Genomic DNA, 18,674 nt, shown 5'->3' on the forward strand with positions numbered 1-18,674 from the left:
TTGCACCCTAGGGGGATATGAGAAAATGGGAACACTCAGAAAGTCATGGCTGCTGCCCTTGGCGATGTCGGTTGTCGTGATCGCGGGCTGTAACGGGAACAATGCCGGCAACGGGAACGCGGCGAGCTCCGGGACGCCGGCTGCGGGCTCGACAGCGACGGCTTCCGCATCCGCGACGTTGTCCGAATCCGATGCTGCGTTCGCCAAAGGCAAATACGACCCACCGATCGAGATTAGCACCGTCATCATGCCAAAGAAGTATACCCAGGGCGATACGAAGGACAATAACGTCCATGACCGCTGGATGCTGGAGCAGTTCGGCATTAAGTACAACGATACGTGGTACCCGGCCGGCGGCGACCAATATAAGCAAAAGCTTCAATTGGCTCTAACCTCCGGAGAAAAATTGCCTGACTTCGTCATGGTGCCTACCGATCCGGTATTGACCAATCAATTGATCGATTCCAACCAGTTCATGCCGATCGACGAGCTGTTTGATAAATACGCCAATAAAATTTGGAAAGACCATACCGCCGAGCACCCGGAGCTGTGGTACCCCTTCACGAAAGACGGCAAGAAATGGAATCTGCCGATACTTGAATATACCGATAACGACGATACATTGCTCTGGCTGCGGGAAGATTGGATGGAGAAGCTGAATCTGAAGGCGCCTGCGACGATCGCAGAGCTTGAGAACGTCATGGATAAATTCAAGAACGAGAATCCGGATGGATTGGCTCCGAAGGACGTCTACCCGCTCGCGATTTCCTTGAAAAACAATACGAACACCTGGATGGGCGGGCTTGACTGGCTGTTCGGCGCTTATGGCACGATCGAGGAGCAATGGAACAAAGACGCGAACGGCAATCTGGAATACGGCTCCATCAATTCGGGAGCGAAGCAAGCGCTCGCGAAGCTGAAGGAATGGATGGACAAAGGCTACATTAATCCCGACTCGGCGTTGTGGGACGAGGGCAAATCCGCCGAAATATGGACCAAAGGAAACGCGGGCGTATTGCCGGGAGCGAACTGGGTTCCGGACTGGCCGGCTCCGGATTTGTTGAAAAACGTTAAAGGCGCAAAATATAAAGCGTATCCGGTTCCTGCAGGCCCGGATGGCTTGATCGGAACGAAATGGCAAAACTCCGGCGTTAACAGCAGCTTCATGATTAATAAAGACGCCAAACATCCGGAAGCGATTTTCATCTATTACAACTACCTGCTGGACAATCTGGCCAACCCGTCGACCGGCAGCAAATTCGAATACGGCTTTGCCCAAGGGTACGATTGGGACGTTGTAGACGGCCAGCCGACCAGCAATAAAGACAAAATCAAGGACTTCAACAACGAATTCCCGTTCATCACCGGCCCGGCCCGGATTCCGGATCTGTACATGAAATCGCTCGTTAAGCTCGCGGAAGGCAACGCGCCGGCAACGCCGTACGAGAAGCAGCTCGCCGAATTCCGCAAGCCGGAGAACTGGTATGCCGCCAAAGTCGTCATGTCGCAATTGAACGTCCGCAAGCAGAACTACTTCACCGGCGCGGCGACGCCGACGATGATCGAGAAATGGAACCTGCTGCGGCAATCCGAGCTGGAAACGTTCAATAAAATTATCTATGGCAAATTGACGGTCGACGCCTTCGACCAATTCGTCTCCAGTTGGAAATCGAACGGCGGCGAGCAAATCACGAAGGAAGTCAACGAATGGTTCCAGTCCGTATCGAAATAAGGCAATGAAAAGAACAACACCCCGGTCGACCTTATGGTCGTTCGGGGTGTTTCGGTTACTTGATCGTATAAGGAAGCTTGAACGTCCACAGCTCCGTTCCGTTCTCCGGCGTGGTGCTGTCGATACCGAAGTCGTTGTCATTGACAATAACAAGGGTGTTGCCGTTCACAAGGGACAGCCCTTCGATCTTCTCGTACGGGAACTTGAATTCGACGGCGTCGAGCACGGTCCGCTTGGCTGCTGGCAGGATGCCGTTCGCTTTCAGCTCGGCGACGGTCAGCTGTTCAAGCGTCTTGCCGGCGGCAGCGGCATCGTCGTACTTGCCGAGGATGTTCGTCGCGTTCGAAAGATCGATCGAATAAATCCGTTTCAACTGCGCCTTGTCTCCCGCGAACTTGTCGCGTTCATCGATGAGCAGCGTGTTCTCGTTCACCGCCACCAAGTCGGAGACGACGATATCGGCTTGAGCAAGCTTGTCGAAGGCGCCGGCGTCCTCCAGCAAATAAGCGTACTCCGCTACGGGGTTGAGCGTCGCGAGATCGAATTTGATAATGCGGACTTGGCGGGAATTGTCCATCGCTTTGTCCGGGTTGCGGAGCGCGTTCTGCATAGCCATGAACATGTATTTGCCGTCAGGCGTAATGCCCACGGACTCCGCTCCGCGGTTCTGGCGAAGCTTGTTGTAGACGGCCGGAAGCGTCTCGCGGCTCGGCACGAGCGAAGCGGAAGCTTGCGCGGCCCAGCCTTTCGGAACGATACGCTCGATGATCGTGCCGTCGCGTTTGACGTGCACGATGGACGGGCCGTACTCGTCGGAAATCCAGAACGTGTCGTCTTTCGGGTTGTAGGCGAGCCCTTCGATATCGAGACCGTACGGGTCGTAAGCGAGCTCTTTCTCCCCTTTGGCGTCGTAAGGCGCTTCGTCGCGGCCTTTGATGTTCGGTAAGCCCGTAACGTTTGCTTTGCCGGTGACGGGATCCGTGCCTTGCACCTTCAACGGGAATTGGTCGAGGATGTTGATTTCTCCGTCTTTGATTTCGATTTTATAGATCGTAGGCGTGTAGTCCTGAAGCGGGAACGTACGGACGGTTTTGCCGCCCACCTCGATTTGGCCGTTCGGGCCGCGGTCGGCCGTCGAATAGAAGACGTTGTCCGGGTCGCCCGGCAAGTGCGTAAGCGAGGAGCCGACGCCCATCTTGATGCCGTCCGCCAAGTTCGGAGCGTTCAGCTTGTATTTTCCGGTCAGCTGGGGCTTGTCCGTAAGAGAGACTCCGCTGCGGAACTCGTCCCAGTCTACGTATTTGCCCGTCGTTTCTCCCAGCGCGCGAATCGGCAAGTAGAGATGGCCGTCGATGTTGACCGCCGGGGACGAAGGCTTAACTGTCTGTCCGTTGTTCGAATAGTTAATTTGCTCCGCCGTATTTCCGCTCAGGACGGCAGCGGATACGATGCCCGTTCCGGCCGTAAGTGCGAGCGCCGTCGTGACGACAAGCAATCCTTTTTTCTTCATCTAATCTCAATCTCCCTTATCGCGATCAAGTTTGTTAGCTTCCTCCTTTTTATATCAATTTCGTGTTTAGGGCATGTCAAGCGAACTGCGCGATTGTGTAAAACGCCCGATTATCCCTTCACGGCTTGTACATCCGAAGTGACGCTCGGCTTAATTAGCGGCAGGGTCATTCCGCACAGAGTACGAACTTTTCCGTTTGGAATTAGCAATCGCCTCGCAAATTCACGAACCTACTTGACGTTGGATAGAAGAGGAACCCGGATTTCGAAAACCGAGCCCCGTCGCGGCTGGCTCTCCACCGATATCGTTCCGCCGAACGCTTCGAGCATCTTTTTCGTAATCGCCAAGCCTAGCCCCGATCCGCCATGGGCCCGGTTTCGAGATTTATCGACCCGGTAAAAACGGTCGAAAATACGGGAGAGCTCTTCCGGCGGAATGCCGATCCCGGTGTCCTTGACGCGGACGATGGCTTGATCTGAAGCTTTGCTGACGTGAATATGAATGTTGCCCCCTTCGGGTGTGTATTTGATGGCGTTGTTAAGGACGTTCAACAAGACTTGCTGGAAATATTCCTGCGGAATATGGGCGAATACCGGAGCTTGCAGCTCGTGAACCTGAATGTCGACATGCCGATGCAGCGGGACGAGACGAAGCTGTATCGTTCTGACGATAGCGTTGACTTCGGGCGATTCAAAGCGGAAGATCGGCTCGTTCTGTTCCAGCAAAGCCAGCTGAATCAACTGATCCGTTACCGTCTTGATTCGCACTGTCTCCTGAGTAATGTAGCCCAGCGATTCTTCCATAATTTCGGGGGACTCTTTCGCCCATCGCTTAATTAGGTTGGCATGGCCTTCGATAATGGACGTAGGCGTGCGAAGCTCGTGGGAGGCGTCGGCGACGAACTGCTTTAACTGCTTCACTCCTTGCTCAAGTCGGCCCAACAGATGGTTGAACGCTTGCGTCAGATGGTAAATTTCGTCTCTCGCTTGCGGCTCTTCCAATCGTTGATCCAGCTGTTGAATGTCGATCCGCTTTAGCCGATGGATGGTTTTGCGTACCGGATGGATAGCCGCTCTGCTTATGAAATACGATAGAACCGAAGCGAGCAGCGTTCCGAACGCGGAGCCTGCCAACAGCCAAAGCCGCAAATCTTTCAAAAACTCCAGCTCCCGGTCCGCCCTATCGAATAAGCGGATTGTTAAACCCGTCGAGCCGGGATAGTAGACTTCGGTCTCCGCGCATATGCCGGAGGTGGCTTCCCCGATCAGCTCTTGTCCGATGACCGATCGGGTCTCGAAGAGGACGATTCCGTTCGTATTAATAATTTGGTAAGCTTGGTCGATTTCCAGCTCTTCGGCCCATTCGTCGACTTCTTTGCCTAAGGCTCCGGGGTTCGCTTCGATCCGGTCGATTAGACGTTTTCCCTTTTCCAGCAAATAGATTTGGACTCTCTCTTCCGTGACGCTCTTGATCTTGTAGTAGACGAAGATGTGGGTCGCAATGAGAATCAAAGCTACCGTGGCCGTTATCATCGCGCTTATTTTCCACTTGAACGACATGATCGCTCCTCCTCTCAAGCTTGCCTGATCACATAACCGAATCCGCGAATCGTATGTATTAATTTGGTTGGGAACGGGTCGTCGATCTTGGCGCGAAGGTAGCGAATGTAGACGTCCACGACGTTTGTTCCTCCGGAAAATTCGTATCCCCACACATCCTGCAAGCATTGATCCCGGGACACGACCACATTTTGACGCGTCAATAAATAGAGAAGCAGCTCGTATTCGCGAGTCGACAAGGCAATGGGCGTGTCGGCCCGGCGAACGAGATGAGTGGCTGGCTCCAGGACCAGGTCGCCAACTCGATAGACGGGCATATGCGCGGCGAAGGAGGGAACCGCTCGTCTCTTCAAGGAGCGGATCCGGGCGAACAATTCTTCGATCGCGAACGGCTTGGTCATGTAATCGTCCGCTCCGAAATCCAGTCCCGTAACTTTATCCAGCACCGCGTTCCGAGCGGTGATCATAATAATGGACGTATTTTTCGCTATGCGGATGCTCCGGCATATGTCCAGGCCATTGATGCCCGGGAGCAAAATATCCAGCAAGATGACGTCGAACTCCTGCGTTAACGCCTTGTCCAAGCCTTCCCGGCCGTCATGGCACACTTCGACGCTATATCCTTCATGACGCAGCTCCAATTCGAGAAACCGAGCCAGCGGCTGTTCGTCTTCAATAATTAGCACTTTTTCCAATTAATTCACCTCTATTTATACTATATAACAATTGGATAGGCCGAGTATCGCTGTCCAGGCAACTCTAATGCAGTTCTAATTTAACTCTAATGGGGCTGTAATGACCGCGTCGTTTGAGCCGTTCTATACTAGGCTTGAAAGAGCCAAATTACGGATAGGGGGGCGGCAATGAATAGGAAGCTCGGAATTGCGCTGGTTCTAGGTGCGGGGTTGTTATTGACTGTCTGTTACGTCGGCTACGACTACTATGCGGGCAATCATGTAGAAGTGAAGCCGGTCATCCAGCCGAATGTAGAGGAGACCGGCGAAGCGCCGCAGCCGCTGTCGTTGGCGGACGTATCGACATGGAAGGTCGATACGTCCTCGGAAGTCTACCTGATAGTCAGTACCTCCAAGGAGAAGGTCAATCTTAAGGCAGGGGAAGTAACGGGAGATTGGTCATTGAGCCTGAAAAACCCGTCGGATTCCAAAGCTTCGGCAACGGTCAAGCTGGATGTCCTCGATTCGGGCAACTCCCGTCGCGACGTTCACATCAAGGGGCCCGAATATTTGGATACCGGCGCTTATCCCGAAGCCGTCTTCGCCTCCGAGACGATTGAAAATTGGCCATCCGATCTGAAGGCAGGACAATTGTTCCAGTTCCAAATGAAGGGGAGGCTGACCATCAAGGGAATATCGAAAGATATCGCTTTCGCTATGGAAGGAACGATAGAAGACGATAAAATCGCATTGGAAGGCAAAACGACGATTACGTTCAGCGATTTCGGGATGAAAAGCCCGTCGGCCGTATTTTCGAAGACAGACGAGGAAATCGAGATCGAGCCAAGGCTGATACTGATTCCCGCGGCCGAGTCTTAGCGCATGAAAGCCATGAAAGCTCCCAATCCTGCTCCGCAGCCTATTGACATTGAAAATTGGGTTGTGGTATTTAATAATAAGGATTAGCACTCGGAATGAAGGAGTGCTAACTTTAGGGAAGGGGCTCCATTCATGGCTAAGAAACAGTTCAAGGCGGAATCGAAAAGACTGCTTGAGTTGATGATCAACTCGATTTACACCCAGAGAGAAATATTCGTAAGAGAACTCATATCCAATGCGAGCGACGCCATCGACAAAATTTATTACAAGGCGCTGTCCGACGACAACCTCGTATTCAACAAAGAAGATTATTACATTACGGTAACGGCGGACAAAGACAATCGGACGTTAACCATCTCCGACACGGGGATTGGCATGACGAAAGAGGACTTGGAAAATAATTTGGGCATTATCGCCAAGAGCGGCTCGTTAGCTTTCAAGAACGAGAATGAAGCGCAGGACGGCCACAATATTATCGGCCAATTCGGCGTCGGCTTCTATTCGGCGTTCATGGTGGCCGATCGGATTTCCGTCATCACCAAGGCGCTTGGAAGCGACGAAGCGTTCAAGTGGGAATCCACGGGCGCGGACGGGTACACCATCGCTGCGGGCGAGAAGGATTCTGTAGGCACCGACATCATTTTGCATATCAAAGAGAATACGGAAGAAGACAGCTACGACGAGTATCTGGAAGAATACCGCTTGAAGTCGATTATTAAAAAATATTCGGACTTCATCCGGTTCCCGATCAAAATGGGCGAAGAAACCGTCAACAGCATGGTTCCGATTTGGCGGAAAAACAAAAACGAGCTGACGCAGGAAGATTACGATAACTTCTATACGGACAAGCGTTACGGCTTCGACAAGCCGCTCAAGCATATTCATATCAGCGCCGACGGCGCCGCGGTCTACAACGCCATTCTGTATATCCCGGAGCAAACTCCGTTCGATTATTATACGAAGGAGTACGAGAAAGGGCTGGAGCTCTACTCCAACGGCGTATTGATTATGGACAAATGCTCGGATCTGCTTCCGGACTATTTCGGCTTCGTCAAAGGAATGGTCGATTCGGCCGATTTGTCCTTGAATATCTCCCGGGAAATGCTACAGCATGACCGGCAGTTGAGCCTGATCGCGAAGAACATCAAAAATAAAATCAAGAGCCAGCTGCTCAGCTTGCTCAAGGACGAGAGAGAGAAGTACGATCGGTTCTACAAAGCTTTCGGCCGGCAGTTGAAATACGGGGTATACAGCGATTACGGTACGAACAAGGAAACGCTGCAGGATCTGCTCCTGTTCTACTCCTCCACGGAGAAGAAGCTCGTTACCTTGGACGAGTACGTGTCGAGAATGCCGGAGGATCAGAAATTCATTTATTACGCTTCCGGAGAATCGATCGCCCGAATCGAGAAGCTTCCGCAAACCGAGCTCGTGGCCGACAAGGGCTATGAAATTCTCTATTTTACCGACGACATCGACGAGTTCGCAATCAAGATGGTTATGACGTACAAGGAGAAGCCGTTCAAGTCGGTGTCGAGCGGCGATCTCGGAATCGAAGCCGATGCGAGCGAAGAGAAGTCGGATGCGGAGGAGAGCGACAACAAGGAGCTTTTCGAGCATATGGCGAGCGCCTTGGCGGACAAGGTCAGCGCCGTCAAAGCGTCCAAGAGATTGAAGAGCCATCCGGTATGCTTGTCCACGGAGGGCGAGGTCACGATCGAGATGGAAAAAATATTGAAGGCGATGCCGGACAGCCAGAATATTAAAGCGGACAAAGTGCTGGAAATCAACGTCAATCACGACGTGTTCCAATCGTTGAAAGATGCGTACAAGAACGACAAAGAGAAGCTGTCTCTCTACACGAGCCTCTTGTACCATCAAGCGCTGTTGATCGAAGGGCTGCCGATTCAGGATCCCGTCGAGTTCACGAACGATATTTGCAAAATTATGGTCGGCAAGTAAGCTGTTCCGAAGAGGGGGCTGTCCCGCAAGGTCTTCATAGACCGCGGGGCCGCCCCTTTAAAGTTTGGTCGAGATCGCAACAGTGGGACGAGGTACCATACATTCGGCGGAAAGTGCGGTCGAGAGCGCAACAGTGGGACGAGGTACCATATATTCGGCTGAAAGTGTTGTCGAGAGCGCAACAGTGGGACGAGGTACCATATATTCGGCTGAAAGTGTTGTCGAGAGCGCAACAGTGGGACGAGGTACCATACATTCGGCGGGTAGTGCGGCCGAGAGCGCAACAGTGGGACGAGGTACCCTACTTTCGGCGGGACGCGTGATCGAGAGCGCATCAGTGGGACGAGGTACCATTCTTTCGGCGGAAAGTGCGGTCGAGAGCGCAACAGTGGGACGAGGTACCGTACATTCGGCGGGTAGTGCGGTCGAGAGCGCAACAATGGGACGAGGTACCATACATTCGGCGGAAAGTGCGGTCGAGAGCGCAACAGTGGGACGAGGTACCATACATTCGGCGGAAAGTGCGGTCGAGAGCGCAACAATGGGACGAGGTACCATACATTCGGCGGAAAGTGCGGTCGAGAGCGCAACAGTGGGACGAGGTACCATACATTCGGCGGAAAGTGCGGTCGAGAGCGCAACAGTGGGACGAGGTACCATACATTCGGCTGAAAGTGCGGTCGAGAGCGCAACAGTGGGACGAGGTACCATACATTCGGCGGAAAGTGCGGTCGAGAGCGCAACAGTGGGACGAGGTACCATACATTCGGCGGAAAGTGCGGTCGAGAGCGCAACAATGGGACGAGGTACCATACATTCGGCGGAAAGTGCGGTCGAGAGCGCAACAGTGGGACGAGGTACCATATATTCGGCTGAAAGTGTTGTCGAGAGCGCACGGGCTATCCCATAAGCGAGCTTACGGGACGGCCTCTTCGTCGTTACGCGCGATGCTAAAAAAAGGTTGGAACGATATCGGCATGTTCGCGTATGTACGAGAATAAACAAAATCGACAAAAAGCGCTAAAGTGACGGACGGGAGCCCTTATGCAAAAAATCATTATCGTAACCGATTCAACGACGGATTTGCCGAAGGAACTGTTAGAGCAGCACCGTATCGAAGTTATTCCGCTTCAAGTGGATGTGAACGGCAAGACGTATCTGGACAACGTCACGATTTCACCCCTCACTTTTCTTGAGCAAATGAAGCTGTCCACGGAGCTGCCGAGAACTTCGCAGCCGTCCGTCGGAGCGTTCGTGGAAGCTTACGATCGGCTGGGTGTCGGCGGAGAAACGATTTTGTCCATTCATATGACCGGCGGGATGAGCGGAACTTATCAAACCGCGTGTATGGCAGCGGAGATGTCGACAAGCAACGTGCAGGTCGTCGATTCGAAGATGATATCGCAAGCGCTCGGATTTCAGGTGATTGAGGCCGCGCGTATGGCGAACGAGGGAAGCTCCGTTCAATCTATCGTCGAGCGCTTGAAGGATATTTTCGATCGTACAGCGCTATTCGTTGTCGTGGACACGCTGGAATATTTGATCAAGGGAGGACGTATCGGGAAAGCCGCCGGATGGATCGGAAGTCTGTTTCATATCAAGCCGATATCCAGACTTCAGAACGGCGTCATTTCTCCCGTATCGAAGGCAAGGTCGTACGTTCAGGTTATCCAGAGCTTGATGGAGCAGTTTGCGCAGGATACGAAGGGGAAGACGATTCGCGGCATCGGAATTTCGCATGCGGACAACCTCTCGGTTGCGGAGAAGCTTCAGAAGCAAATCGCTCTTATGACCGGCGTGCCTGTCCGAATATGTCCGGCTACGCCGGTCATTACGGCTCATACGGGACCGGGGGCGATCGGATTTATGTACTATACGGACTAATCCGAATTGGCGCAGCCTAACGGAGCGAATCTATCTTGACAGCGCTTTCTAAGCGTGATACGTTATCACTAACAAAAAGGCTATGAAACCTTAAGGGTTCAACCTCGCGTACGCGTGCGGTTGGATCCTTTTTGCGTTTCGGCCCAACTCACCTCAAGGAGAGATGAAGATGACCAGAAAAGAACGTCTGCTTCAAAGGCTCGATGGAATCGGGAAGTCGCTTGAGAAAAAAGGCGATGCGCTGTTGCTGTTGGGGCTTGGGTCGGTAGGCTCCGAGACCGATAGACTGGACGACTATTCGGATATCGACTTCTACGTCATCGCCGCTCCCGGCTGCAAGGACAGATTCATCGACCGACTGGACTGGTTGGAGGACGCTCATCCGCTCGCCTATTCTTTCAAGAATGCGGACGTCGGACACAAGGTATTGTTCGAGGACGGCATCTACGGAGAGTTCGCCGTTTTCGAAGAGACGGACATGGACACCGCGGGTTATTCGAAAGGAAGGATCGCTTGGAAGCATCCTTCTTACGAGAATGACGGAATCGTAAATCCGAAAGTTCCGTTCCCTCAGCTTACATCGGAGTCGGTCGATTTCGCCCTGAACGAAGCTCTGACCAATCTATACGTCGGTCTATGCCGATATGCCAGGGGCGAGAAGCTGTCGGCTTCCCGCTTCATCGAAGGCCACGCCTTGAACAATGTTCTGTCCGTGCTGCACCTGCTGGAGCCGAAGGTTGACTACTACCCGGATCCGTTCGGCAACGAGAGACGGCTTGAAAAAAGATATCCTCGTTTCGCCGACCGGATCGGAGGAATGATGCAGGGCTACGATAAAGCGCCCGAATCCGCCGTTCGAATGTTGGAATATATGGAAGAGGTTTATCCGGTTAACGGCAGGCTTGCCGAGGAAATTCGCAAGCTTGCAAGCGGTCAATCGCTTTAGACACGCTCTCATCAAGCTCGATCGTCCCGCTGCCGCGAGACGACGGGCTTTTTTAAATTTTCCCATTTGAAAATCGCTTTCATTGATGTAAGCTTTAGTGAGAATACTTGGAAAGGAAGATCCCTTTGCGAAAAGGATTTGTCGTGTTTTCGATGAGCTTGCTCGCCTTATTGACAGCGGCCCCGGCAGCCGAGGCGCATGTGAAGTGGTTTACCGATTTGAAGCCGGAAAAAGAGACAATCGTGAATATCCTGTCGCCCTTATTCATGGGGCTGGCGGTATTCGTAGCGGTGCTGCTCGCCGTACTGACCCAGATGCGCCCGGTTCTGGCTGATTGGAAGCTTGCGCAGAAGGTTGACCGCAAGCTCGACGAGCTGCGCAGCTACTCGGTCTGGATTTTGAAATACGGATTGGCCGTCGCCTTGCTGATCCAGGTATTGTCGGGTTCGCTGTTCGTACCCGAGTTCGACTTGGCCGCGCAGTCGGATCGCATTCTGCTATGGATAGCAATCGCGCTGCTTCTGATTCCGTATCATCTGGCTACGAAGGCCGGCGCCCTTGTTACGTTGTGGCTGTTGGTCCGCTTGACGACGGACGTCGGGCTGTTCCATATGCTCGATTATGGCTTCTATTTGGCGATTGTCGGGGTGCTGTTGCTGGAGAAGACGAAGAAGGAGCGTTGGGGGCTGCCATTCCTCTATCTGGGAACGGGTTTGTCGCTATGCTGGGTCGCCGTCGAAAAATGGGTGTTTCCGGCGATGGCGCTCGATATCGTCGAGCATCACGGCGTGCCGACGTTCGGCTTCGCGCCGGAAGCGTTCGTCGTTATGGCCGCTTTTATCGAATTCGTCGTCGGCTACCTTCTTGTCGTCGGCATTCTCAACCGACTTCTGTCCATCGTTCTGACGGCGATCTTCGTATCGACGACAATGCTGTTCGGGATGACCGAGCTGGTCGGCCATTTCATGATCCATATTGTCCTAATTATCTTTATTATTGAAGGGGTCAGCTTTTACAAGCCGCCGGTCGAGATGCACGGCAGAAGAGTGGACCAGATGATTTTCGTGTCGCTCAATTTTTTATTCGTGCTTGCTGCCTTTACGTTGATTTATTATCGGTTTGCTTGAGTCGGGGGCAAACTTTCCTTCGCTCTAGACGATTGTTGAGGTTGGCGGGAATGGTGTAGAATAAGAGCTATATAAGGCTCCTTCGGGGTCGAATACGGGGTGACGAAGATGAGCGAACATACAAACAGGCCGAATGCTGACGAGGCGGAAGAGCCGAAGAAGGTCAGTCTGGGCGATGCGATGAAGCAGATGCTGGAGCGGAAGAAGCAAGCGCAAGCGCAGGCGAGAGGGCCCAAGCAGCGTCAGGCGGACGGGGAACACAAGATGAAGACGCAGATTCATAAGGTTCAGAATAACCAGAAGCGCAGAACCGGCGTATAGCGTCAGCGACAGCCGGAACGACGCCGATGGACGAGCTGTCCATATAGAAAAGGCAGGCATTCGACCGAAAGGTCCGGTGCCTGTCTTTTTTATGCAAAGCTTCTTCGACTTCCAGAGGACGCCGAAGCCGTTTTTGCTTGGACGCTGCCGCCTAGCCCAACGTTCAACTGCAATACATACCTTTATTTTGAGGATAGATCGGCACGCTAACGATATTACCTGCAAAAGGTACATTTACTTAGGGCGCTTTTTGCATCCAGCACCGAAATGGCAAAAAATAACGGTACCTTTTGCAGTTCAATCTCAGCGGCGCGGCTCCGTAGGATGATTAGCTGTATCTATTGCAGGTCATCGACTGGCTCGTCAGACAACGGAGGCTAAAGAGGCGAGGCTTTCTTGGAATACCGGAAAGAAAAAACGAACAGATGACGAATCACATGATGCCGGTCACTGGTCATATGACAAGGGAAAAATCTATCATTGCCAATGTAAGCAAGAAGCAAGCTGAAATAAGGAAACGCCTTGAGGAGGATATTGGGAAAATGAAGCGAGTTAGGAAAGCGATTGTGATGTCGGTATTGTTGGGTGCGGTTATTATGAACGGCTTTGCGGGAGGAAGCTCCGCTCTGGCGGCGGATACGGGTCTTCAGATCAAACAATTCTACTATTTGGACAAGGAGCTTGACCGCATATCGTTGAACACGGCGACGAAGCCGGATGGGACGCGCGACGGTCATCTCAGCTTGCTGATCGATGCCGGAGCGGGAACCGAAATCAAGAGCATTACGATGAAGACGGCGGATGCGAACGGCAAAGATACGAACCACGGCATTTGGAAAACGTGGAAAGAAGCGTCCGGGGATATTGGCAACATGCTCGCGGTCGTTCAGGACGGCAAAATCGTCAACACGACGTTCCAGCCCACGCTCGGCAGCTTCAAGGGCGTCGCTCAACTGGAGCTGTACGCATCGGACAACAACGGCATGAAGCCCGGCGAATATTATTATCTGGAAATCGCGACAAGTGATGGAATAGTGAAATCCGCTGTAACGCCATATGCCGAGAACGACCTTTCCTACGCCCCTGTCGTCATCCGCGAGTTCGGCTGGGTCGATCTGAAATCGGATCAGACCGGCATCGCCAAATTCGAGGCCGACGGCACAACGGACGGACACTTCAAGCTGAAGCTGAATTTCACGCAGCCGACTGAGGTGCTGGCCGTTATTTTACGTCCGACGGAGGAGAACGGCAAGGATGCGTACAAGGGCATCTGGAGAACGAACCGGGCGGGGACCGGCTGGCTTCTCGGAATGAAGCAGGGTGAAACCGTCGTTACTCCGGGCTTCAAGAAGGACGTGAAAGAGCCTGTAGGCAAATTCAGGGGCAACGTCGCGTTCGATCTGTACGCCAACAACAATGGCTCGATCAAGGACGGCCAATACTTCGTTATCGAGGTCGAAACGAAATTCGGAACGGTGATTTCCAAGCCGGTGAAGTTCGGGGACCCGAATTCGATTTACGTGAACGATGTCGTTCGCAATTTCAAGACGATCATCATGAATATCGATTCGACCGCCGCGTTCGTCGACGAGACGAAATATACGCTCGACGCGGCTCCGTTCAAGCAAGAGGGACGCACGCTCGTTCCAATCCGCTTCATCTCCGAAGCGTTGGGAGCAAAGGTAGGCTGGAACGGCGCAGAAAGGAAAGTAACGCTCGAAAAAGACGATGTGAAAATCGAAATCGTTATCGACCGGAAGGAAGCGACTGTGAACGGCGAAACTGTCGTCTTGGACGCTCCGGCGATCATTCAAAACAAGATTACGCTGCTTCCCGTCCGCTTCGTCAGCGAGACGATGAAGATGAAGGTGTTTTTCGACAACGGGGAAATCGTCGTTACGGACGCCAAATAAATCATAGACCATAGTCATCAAAGCGGCAGCCCTTCGATTCCTAACGGGAAACGGAGGGCCGCTCTGTTCGTAACCGTTCATTGCATGGTAAAATCATGAAGTGAAACTTTTCTAGCGACAACACGATTCGGCTTGGACCGGAAAAGAGGACTTGTCATGAATAGCCAGCTGCGAACATTCCTGTCTTTGGCGGATGCGGTCATTATTACGGACGAGGAGCATACCATTCTGGCGGTGAACGCCGCTTACGAGACGATTACGGGCTACGCTTCGGATCAGATTATCGGTAAGGGGGCTGGGGTTCTGAGGTCGCCCTACACTCCCGCATCGACTTACAAGAGTATGAAAGAAGCGATTCATTCCGGCAGCAGTTGGTCCGGAGTGTTCACGAACCATAAGCGGAACCGGGAGCTGTGGCACTCTTCCATTACGATTACTCCGTTCGAGATGGAAGGAACAACGTATTTCGTCGGAATGTTCCGGGAGCTGGAGCAGTTGGATCGGGGCTATTATTTGGACGACGAGCGAGTGGGACAAATTCAAGGCTCGCTGCTCAAGGTGCTGGCTATCTCGTGCGAAATCCGGGACCCCGGCATCGAATCCCACTTGTTGAGAGTTCAGAACTTGACCGAGCAGCTCGTTCGGAAGCATAACGACAGGCTCGGGTTAAAGCTCCGCCCGTCTTACTTATCCCGGATCGCCCATTCGAGCATCCTGCACGATATCGGCAAATCGTCGATTCCGGAAGGCATTCTGTACAAGCCGGGCCCTCTCGCGGACTACGAACGAAAAATTATCGAGATGCATACGCTGATCGGCGTAGATATCGTGGACAAGATTTATGCCGAACTGGATGACGAGCTGTTCGAGAGCGAGCTCGCGACAGCCAAAAATATCATTCTGCATCATCATGAGCGATGGGACGGTACCGGCTATCCCCACCGCCTTCAAGGAGACCAAATTCCGCTGGAGGCGCGAATTGTCAGCGTCGTCGATGTTTTCGACGCGTTGACGACCAAGCGTCCCTACAAAGAAAAATGGGATGCCGAGACAGCCCTCCGTTATTTGACCGAGCAGAAGGGGAAGCAATTCGATCCTGAGATCGTGGATTCTTTTCTAGCGATGAATACCGTGGTAAAGTAATAGAGATCGGATTAATGAATGAAAAAATGACTCGAGCGGAATAGGAGTGACACGGTGAAATTATCTCAAGAATTGTCGGTCCTCAATGCGATGGAGCCCATCGTCATATCCACGTTCGAGACCCATATGCTGGGCAGCGCTTCGCTTTCGTGCAGCTGCAACAAATGCCAGCTCGATATCGTGCTGTTGGCTCTGAACCATTTGCCTCCCCGGTATACGTCCAGCCAGGCGGGGGAAGCGTACATCAAGGCGCAGTACATGGATCCTCAGCTGCAATCCGACGTGCTGAAGGAATTGGCCAAAGCCGCGTCGGTGATCGGGAGCAATCCGAATCATTAGCAAATTGGCGAATACGCGGAACGAACAAGCCTCCAACTCCACTTTGACGGTGGCGTTGGAGGCTTGTTCGTTTTTTTAGTTTTTCCTCATCGGGAGCCAGATTTCGACGCAGGTGCCTTTGCCGAGCCGGCTGCTAACAAGGATGTGGCCCTTATGGTTGGCTATGATTCGTTGGCAGACCATGAGTCCAAGTCCGTTGCCTGACGGCTTCTTCGTGAAGAACGGCTCTCCGAGGCGAGGCAGCTCGTCTTCGGGGATGCCGCAGCCGTTGTCGATGATCCGGATCGCAGCGGCTTGCTCATCCGGAATATGGTTGAGCTCGATCGTAATCGTACCGCCGTTCGGCATCGCCTCGATGCTGTTTTTCATAATGTTGACGAATACTTGCTTAAGCTGGTTCGTATCGCAAATGAGAGACGGGACCTTCAAGGCGAATTTCGTTTCGAACCGCACGTTGGACAAGCTCGCTTGGGAATCGAGAAGCATAATAATATCGTGCAAAATGTGCTGTAGATACCCCGGCTGAAAGTGGCTGACCTGAGGCTTGGCGAGTACCAAAAACTCGCTTACGATGAAATTGATCCGATCAAGCTCGGAGAGCATGACATCGAGGTGTATGTCGGATAACGAACCTTTCTTCTGATGCAATTGCACGAAGCCTCTCAAGGTCGTCAACGGATTCCGAATTTCGTGGGCGACGCCGGCGGCCAACTGCCCGACGACGGACAGCTTCTCCGATCGGCGGATGACTTCTTCGGTTTCTTTGCGCGCGGTAATGTTCCGGGATATTTCCGCGATGGAGACGATTTCCCCGGCCTCGTTCCTGATCGGCGATACCGTAATGCTCACATCGATCGACTGCCCGTCTTTTTTGCGTCTGACCGTCTCATGATCGGCGACCGATTCTCCGCGTAATACTCGGCCGCGAATATCCTCGTATTCCCTCAGCAAGTCGTCCGGAATATCCTGCTGAGGCTTGTTTAACGCTTCCTCGGCGCTCCATCCGTACATTTTTTCGAACGCATGATTGATCTGAATAACCTGGCCATGCAAATCGGTGACATGGATTGCATCCCACGTCTGATTGACGAACGATTCCAAATACTCTTTCGTGCTCTTTAGCTCGGCTGCGGATTCCTTCAGTTGCCCCGTATAGGTCTGAAGATTACGCGCCATCGTATTGACCCTGGAGGAGAGCAAGCCTAACTCGTCATGGCTGCGGATAGCCATTCTTTTGTCGAACTTGCCTTGAGCGATTTCGTTGACGTTGCGCAATATTTGACGGAGCGGCCGGATCAGGAAGCCGGCAATGATATAGCTGGCGAGCCATGCGGCGAGGACAAGCCCGAGCGAGATCGTCGAATGGAGAAACAGCTGGTGATTCAACGATTTTTCAATCGCCTTCAGGTCGAAGCTTACTCCAACGACAAACTTCGTCTGCGCGCCCAAAGAAATAAAGCTTTTCATGACATGTTTCCCATTCAAGTATTCGGTCGTCGTCAGCATTTCGCCCGTCTTGGCCGTATACCGGACGTTATTGATATCGTTTTCTAAGTCCCTAAACGTATATTCGCCGAAGGCGATGTCGCGCACGTCCAAATTCCGTACCAGCTTGCCCTTCTTCATTTTGATGATCGGAGGCATGCCGAAGAACTCCGGATCGAAGCCTGTAATTCCAAGTATGTCCGGATTATCGGCCAGCAGGTTGCGGACGAGCGCGTTCGTGCCGATATTGTTCTCAAAATCGATGAATGTTTGCGCGTTGATATACGGATTGATGATATAGTCGGTCGTGCCGTCGTAATAGTAGCCCCATTTGTTTATCTGATCCGGATTGGAGCTCGCGTATTGAATCGGTCCGGCCCAGAAGTTTGTCAGCTTCTGTCCTTGACTGACGGTAACCGGCTGCAGCTCGAATAACTGGGTGAATGCCGTATACCAGTAGTCCCACGATTTGGCGCCGGTATCGTTAATTTCACTGGGATCCGACGATTTGACCGGGATAATATTATCTGCTGTGCGCTTCCACAGCGTAATTTGGTCGACGCCGAGCTTGCGGCTTAGAAGGACCAATTGCTCGTTGCGGACCTGATCGATACGAGGGTCCAGCTCATTCTGGATCGCAATGGCGGCCGCGCGGAGCCTTTCGCCGATTGTATCCTCCATGAACCGACGGGATTTTTCCGAAGCTTGCAGGGAGGTGCCGATCTGTTTGGCGATTGTCAGCATCTGCTGCTCGGCGCCGTCCTGGAGCTCTTCCTTCGAAGAGAAATAGTAAATCGATATGTTCAACGATAGGATGGCTGTTGCAATCAACGAGATGAACAGCGCGAGCTTCGCTTTGATAGACACGTCACTTGCCTCCGAAATATCTAGGTTTGACCTATGTATGTATTTATATATTCGACATCATTCGACAACTTCCTTTTAGCATGAAACGGTGCTTCGGACGGCATAGGCCCAAGTAACTGCAAAATGTACCGTTATTGTATAAGATAATCCCGTTTCTTAGGAAGATAAATGCATAATATACAGTTAATTATGTAGAAATTCCTCATTAACCGAGTTTGCGAGTAAATTAGCTGTACGTTGTGCATTTCCGTCAAATTCATTTGCCGCCATCTGTTTTGTTAACTGTATGTTCTGCAAGTAAATGCAGGGCTTCTTTTAGAGTCGGGCGGACCT

Annotated in this window: 14 protein-coding genes; 10 read left to right on the forward strand and 4 right to left on the reverse strand. The window is 52.4% G+C overall.

Features of this window, described 5'->3' with window-relative positions; all coding sequences use genetic code 11:
- The first annotated feature begins 25 nt into the window (after positions 1-25).
- Complete coding sequence (locus D3H35_RS17465) at positions 26-1,732, forward strand: type 2 periplasmic-binding domain-containing protein (RefSeq protein WP_119150519.1); 1,707 nt, start codon at positions 26-28, stop codon at positions 1,730-1,732.
- A 55-nt stretch (positions 1,733-1,787) separates the two neighbouring features.
- Here D3H35_RS17465 and D3H35_RS17470 read toward each other — a convergent pair whose 3' ends face one another.
- The 3 genes from D3H35_RS17470 to D3H35_RS17480 form a co-directional block, all read right to left on the reverse strand.
- On the reverse strand, positions 1,788-3,242 hold the full coding sequence (locus D3H35_RS17470) for an esterase-like activity of phytase family protein (protein ID WP_119150520.1): 1,455 nt from the start codon (positions 3,240-3,242) through the stop codon (positions 1,788-1,790).
- Positions 3,243-3,472: 230 nt separating this feature from the next.
- Positions 3,473-4,801, reverse strand: coding sequence for a sensor histidine kinase (locus D3H35_RS17475; RefSeq protein ID WP_119150521.1), 1,329 nt, complete (start codon positions 4,799-4,801; stop codon positions 3,473-3,475).
- A 14-nt stretch (positions 4,802-4,815) separates the two neighbouring features.
- Positions 4,816-5,496: a response regulator transcription factor gene (locus tag D3H35_RS17480; RefSeq protein ID WP_119150522.1), complete on the reverse strand. Its 681-nt coding sequence runs from the start codon at positions 5,494-5,496 to the stop codon at positions 4,816-4,818.
- Between the two features lie 168 nt (positions 5,497-5,664).
- Here D3H35_RS17480 and D3H35_RS17485 point away from each other — a divergent pair, with 168 nt between their 5' ends.
- The 9 genes from D3H35_RS17485 (at position 5,665) to D3H35_RS17530 (ending at position 15,989) form a co-directional block, all read left to right on the forward strand.
- Positions 5,665-6,354, forward strand: coding sequence for a YceI family protein (locus D3H35_RS17485; protein ID WP_119150523.1), 690 nt, complete (start codon positions 5,665-5,667; stop codon positions 6,352-6,354).
- A 132-nt stretch (positions 6,355-6,486) separates the two neighbouring features.
- Complete coding sequence (gene htpG, locus D3H35_RS17490; protein WP_119150524.1) at positions 6,487-8,316, forward strand: molecular chaperone HtpG; 1,830 nt, start codon at positions 6,487-6,489, stop codon at positions 8,314-8,316.
- A 1,044-nt stretch (positions 8,317-9,360) separates the two neighbouring features.
- Entirely contained in the window at positions 9,361-10,200 is an 840-nt protein-coding gene (locus D3H35_RS17500) for a DegV family protein (RefSeq protein ID WP_119150526.1), read from the forward strand.
- Between the two features lie 169 nt (positions 10,201-10,369).
- Complete coding sequence (locus tag D3H35_RS17505; RefSeq protein ID WP_119150527.1) at positions 10,370-11,146, forward strand: hypothetical protein; 777 nt, start codon at positions 10,370-10,372, stop codon at positions 11,144-11,146.
- 125 nt (positions 11,147-11,271) lie between these two features.
- Positions 11,272-12,273, forward strand: coding sequence for a DoxX family membrane protein (locus D3H35_RS17510; protein ID WP_233567976.1), 1,002 nt, complete (start codon positions 11,272-11,274; stop codon positions 12,271-12,273).
- 108 nt (positions 12,274-12,381) lie between these two features.
- A complete protein-coding gene (locus D3H35_RS17515) occupies positions 12,382-12,594 on the forward strand; it encodes a hypothetical protein (RefSeq protein WP_119151201.1) in 213 nt (70 codons plus the stop codon).
- A gap of 542 nt (positions 12,595-13,136) precedes the next feature.
- Positions 13,137-14,507, forward strand: a complete 1,371-nt coding sequence (locus D3H35_RS17520) for a copper amine oxidase N-terminal domain-containing protein (RefSeq protein WP_119150528.1) — start codon at positions 13,137-13,139, stop codon at positions 14,505-14,507.
- Between the two features lie 156 nt (positions 14,508-14,663).
- On the forward strand, positions 14,664-15,650 hold the full coding sequence (locus D3H35_RS17525; protein WP_119150529.1) for an HD domain-containing phosphohydrolase: 987 nt from the start codon (positions 14,664-14,666) through the stop codon (positions 15,648-15,650).
- 54 nt (positions 15,651-15,704) lie between these two features.
- On the forward strand, positions 15,705-15,989 hold the full coding sequence (locus tag D3H35_RS17530; protein WP_119150530.1) for a late competence development ComFB family protein: 285 nt from the start codon (positions 15,705-15,707) through the stop codon (positions 15,987-15,989).
- Positions 15,990-16,064: 75 nt separating this feature from the next.
- Here the strand turns inward: D3H35_RS17530 and D3H35_RS17535 are convergent, their stop codons facing one another.
- Positions 16,065-18,341, reverse strand: a complete 2,277-nt coding sequence (locus D3H35_RS17535) for an ATP-binding protein (RefSeq protein WP_199728535.1) — start codon at positions 18,339-18,341, stop codon at positions 16,065-16,067.
- Positions 18,342-18,674 lie beyond the last annotated feature (333 nt).

Origin of the sequence: Cohnella faecalis, from assembly GCF_003570905.1 — a bacterium.
GTDB classification, from domain to species: domain Bacteria; phylum Bacillota; class Bacilli; order Paenibacillales; family Paenibacillaceae; genus Cohnella; species Cohnella faecalis.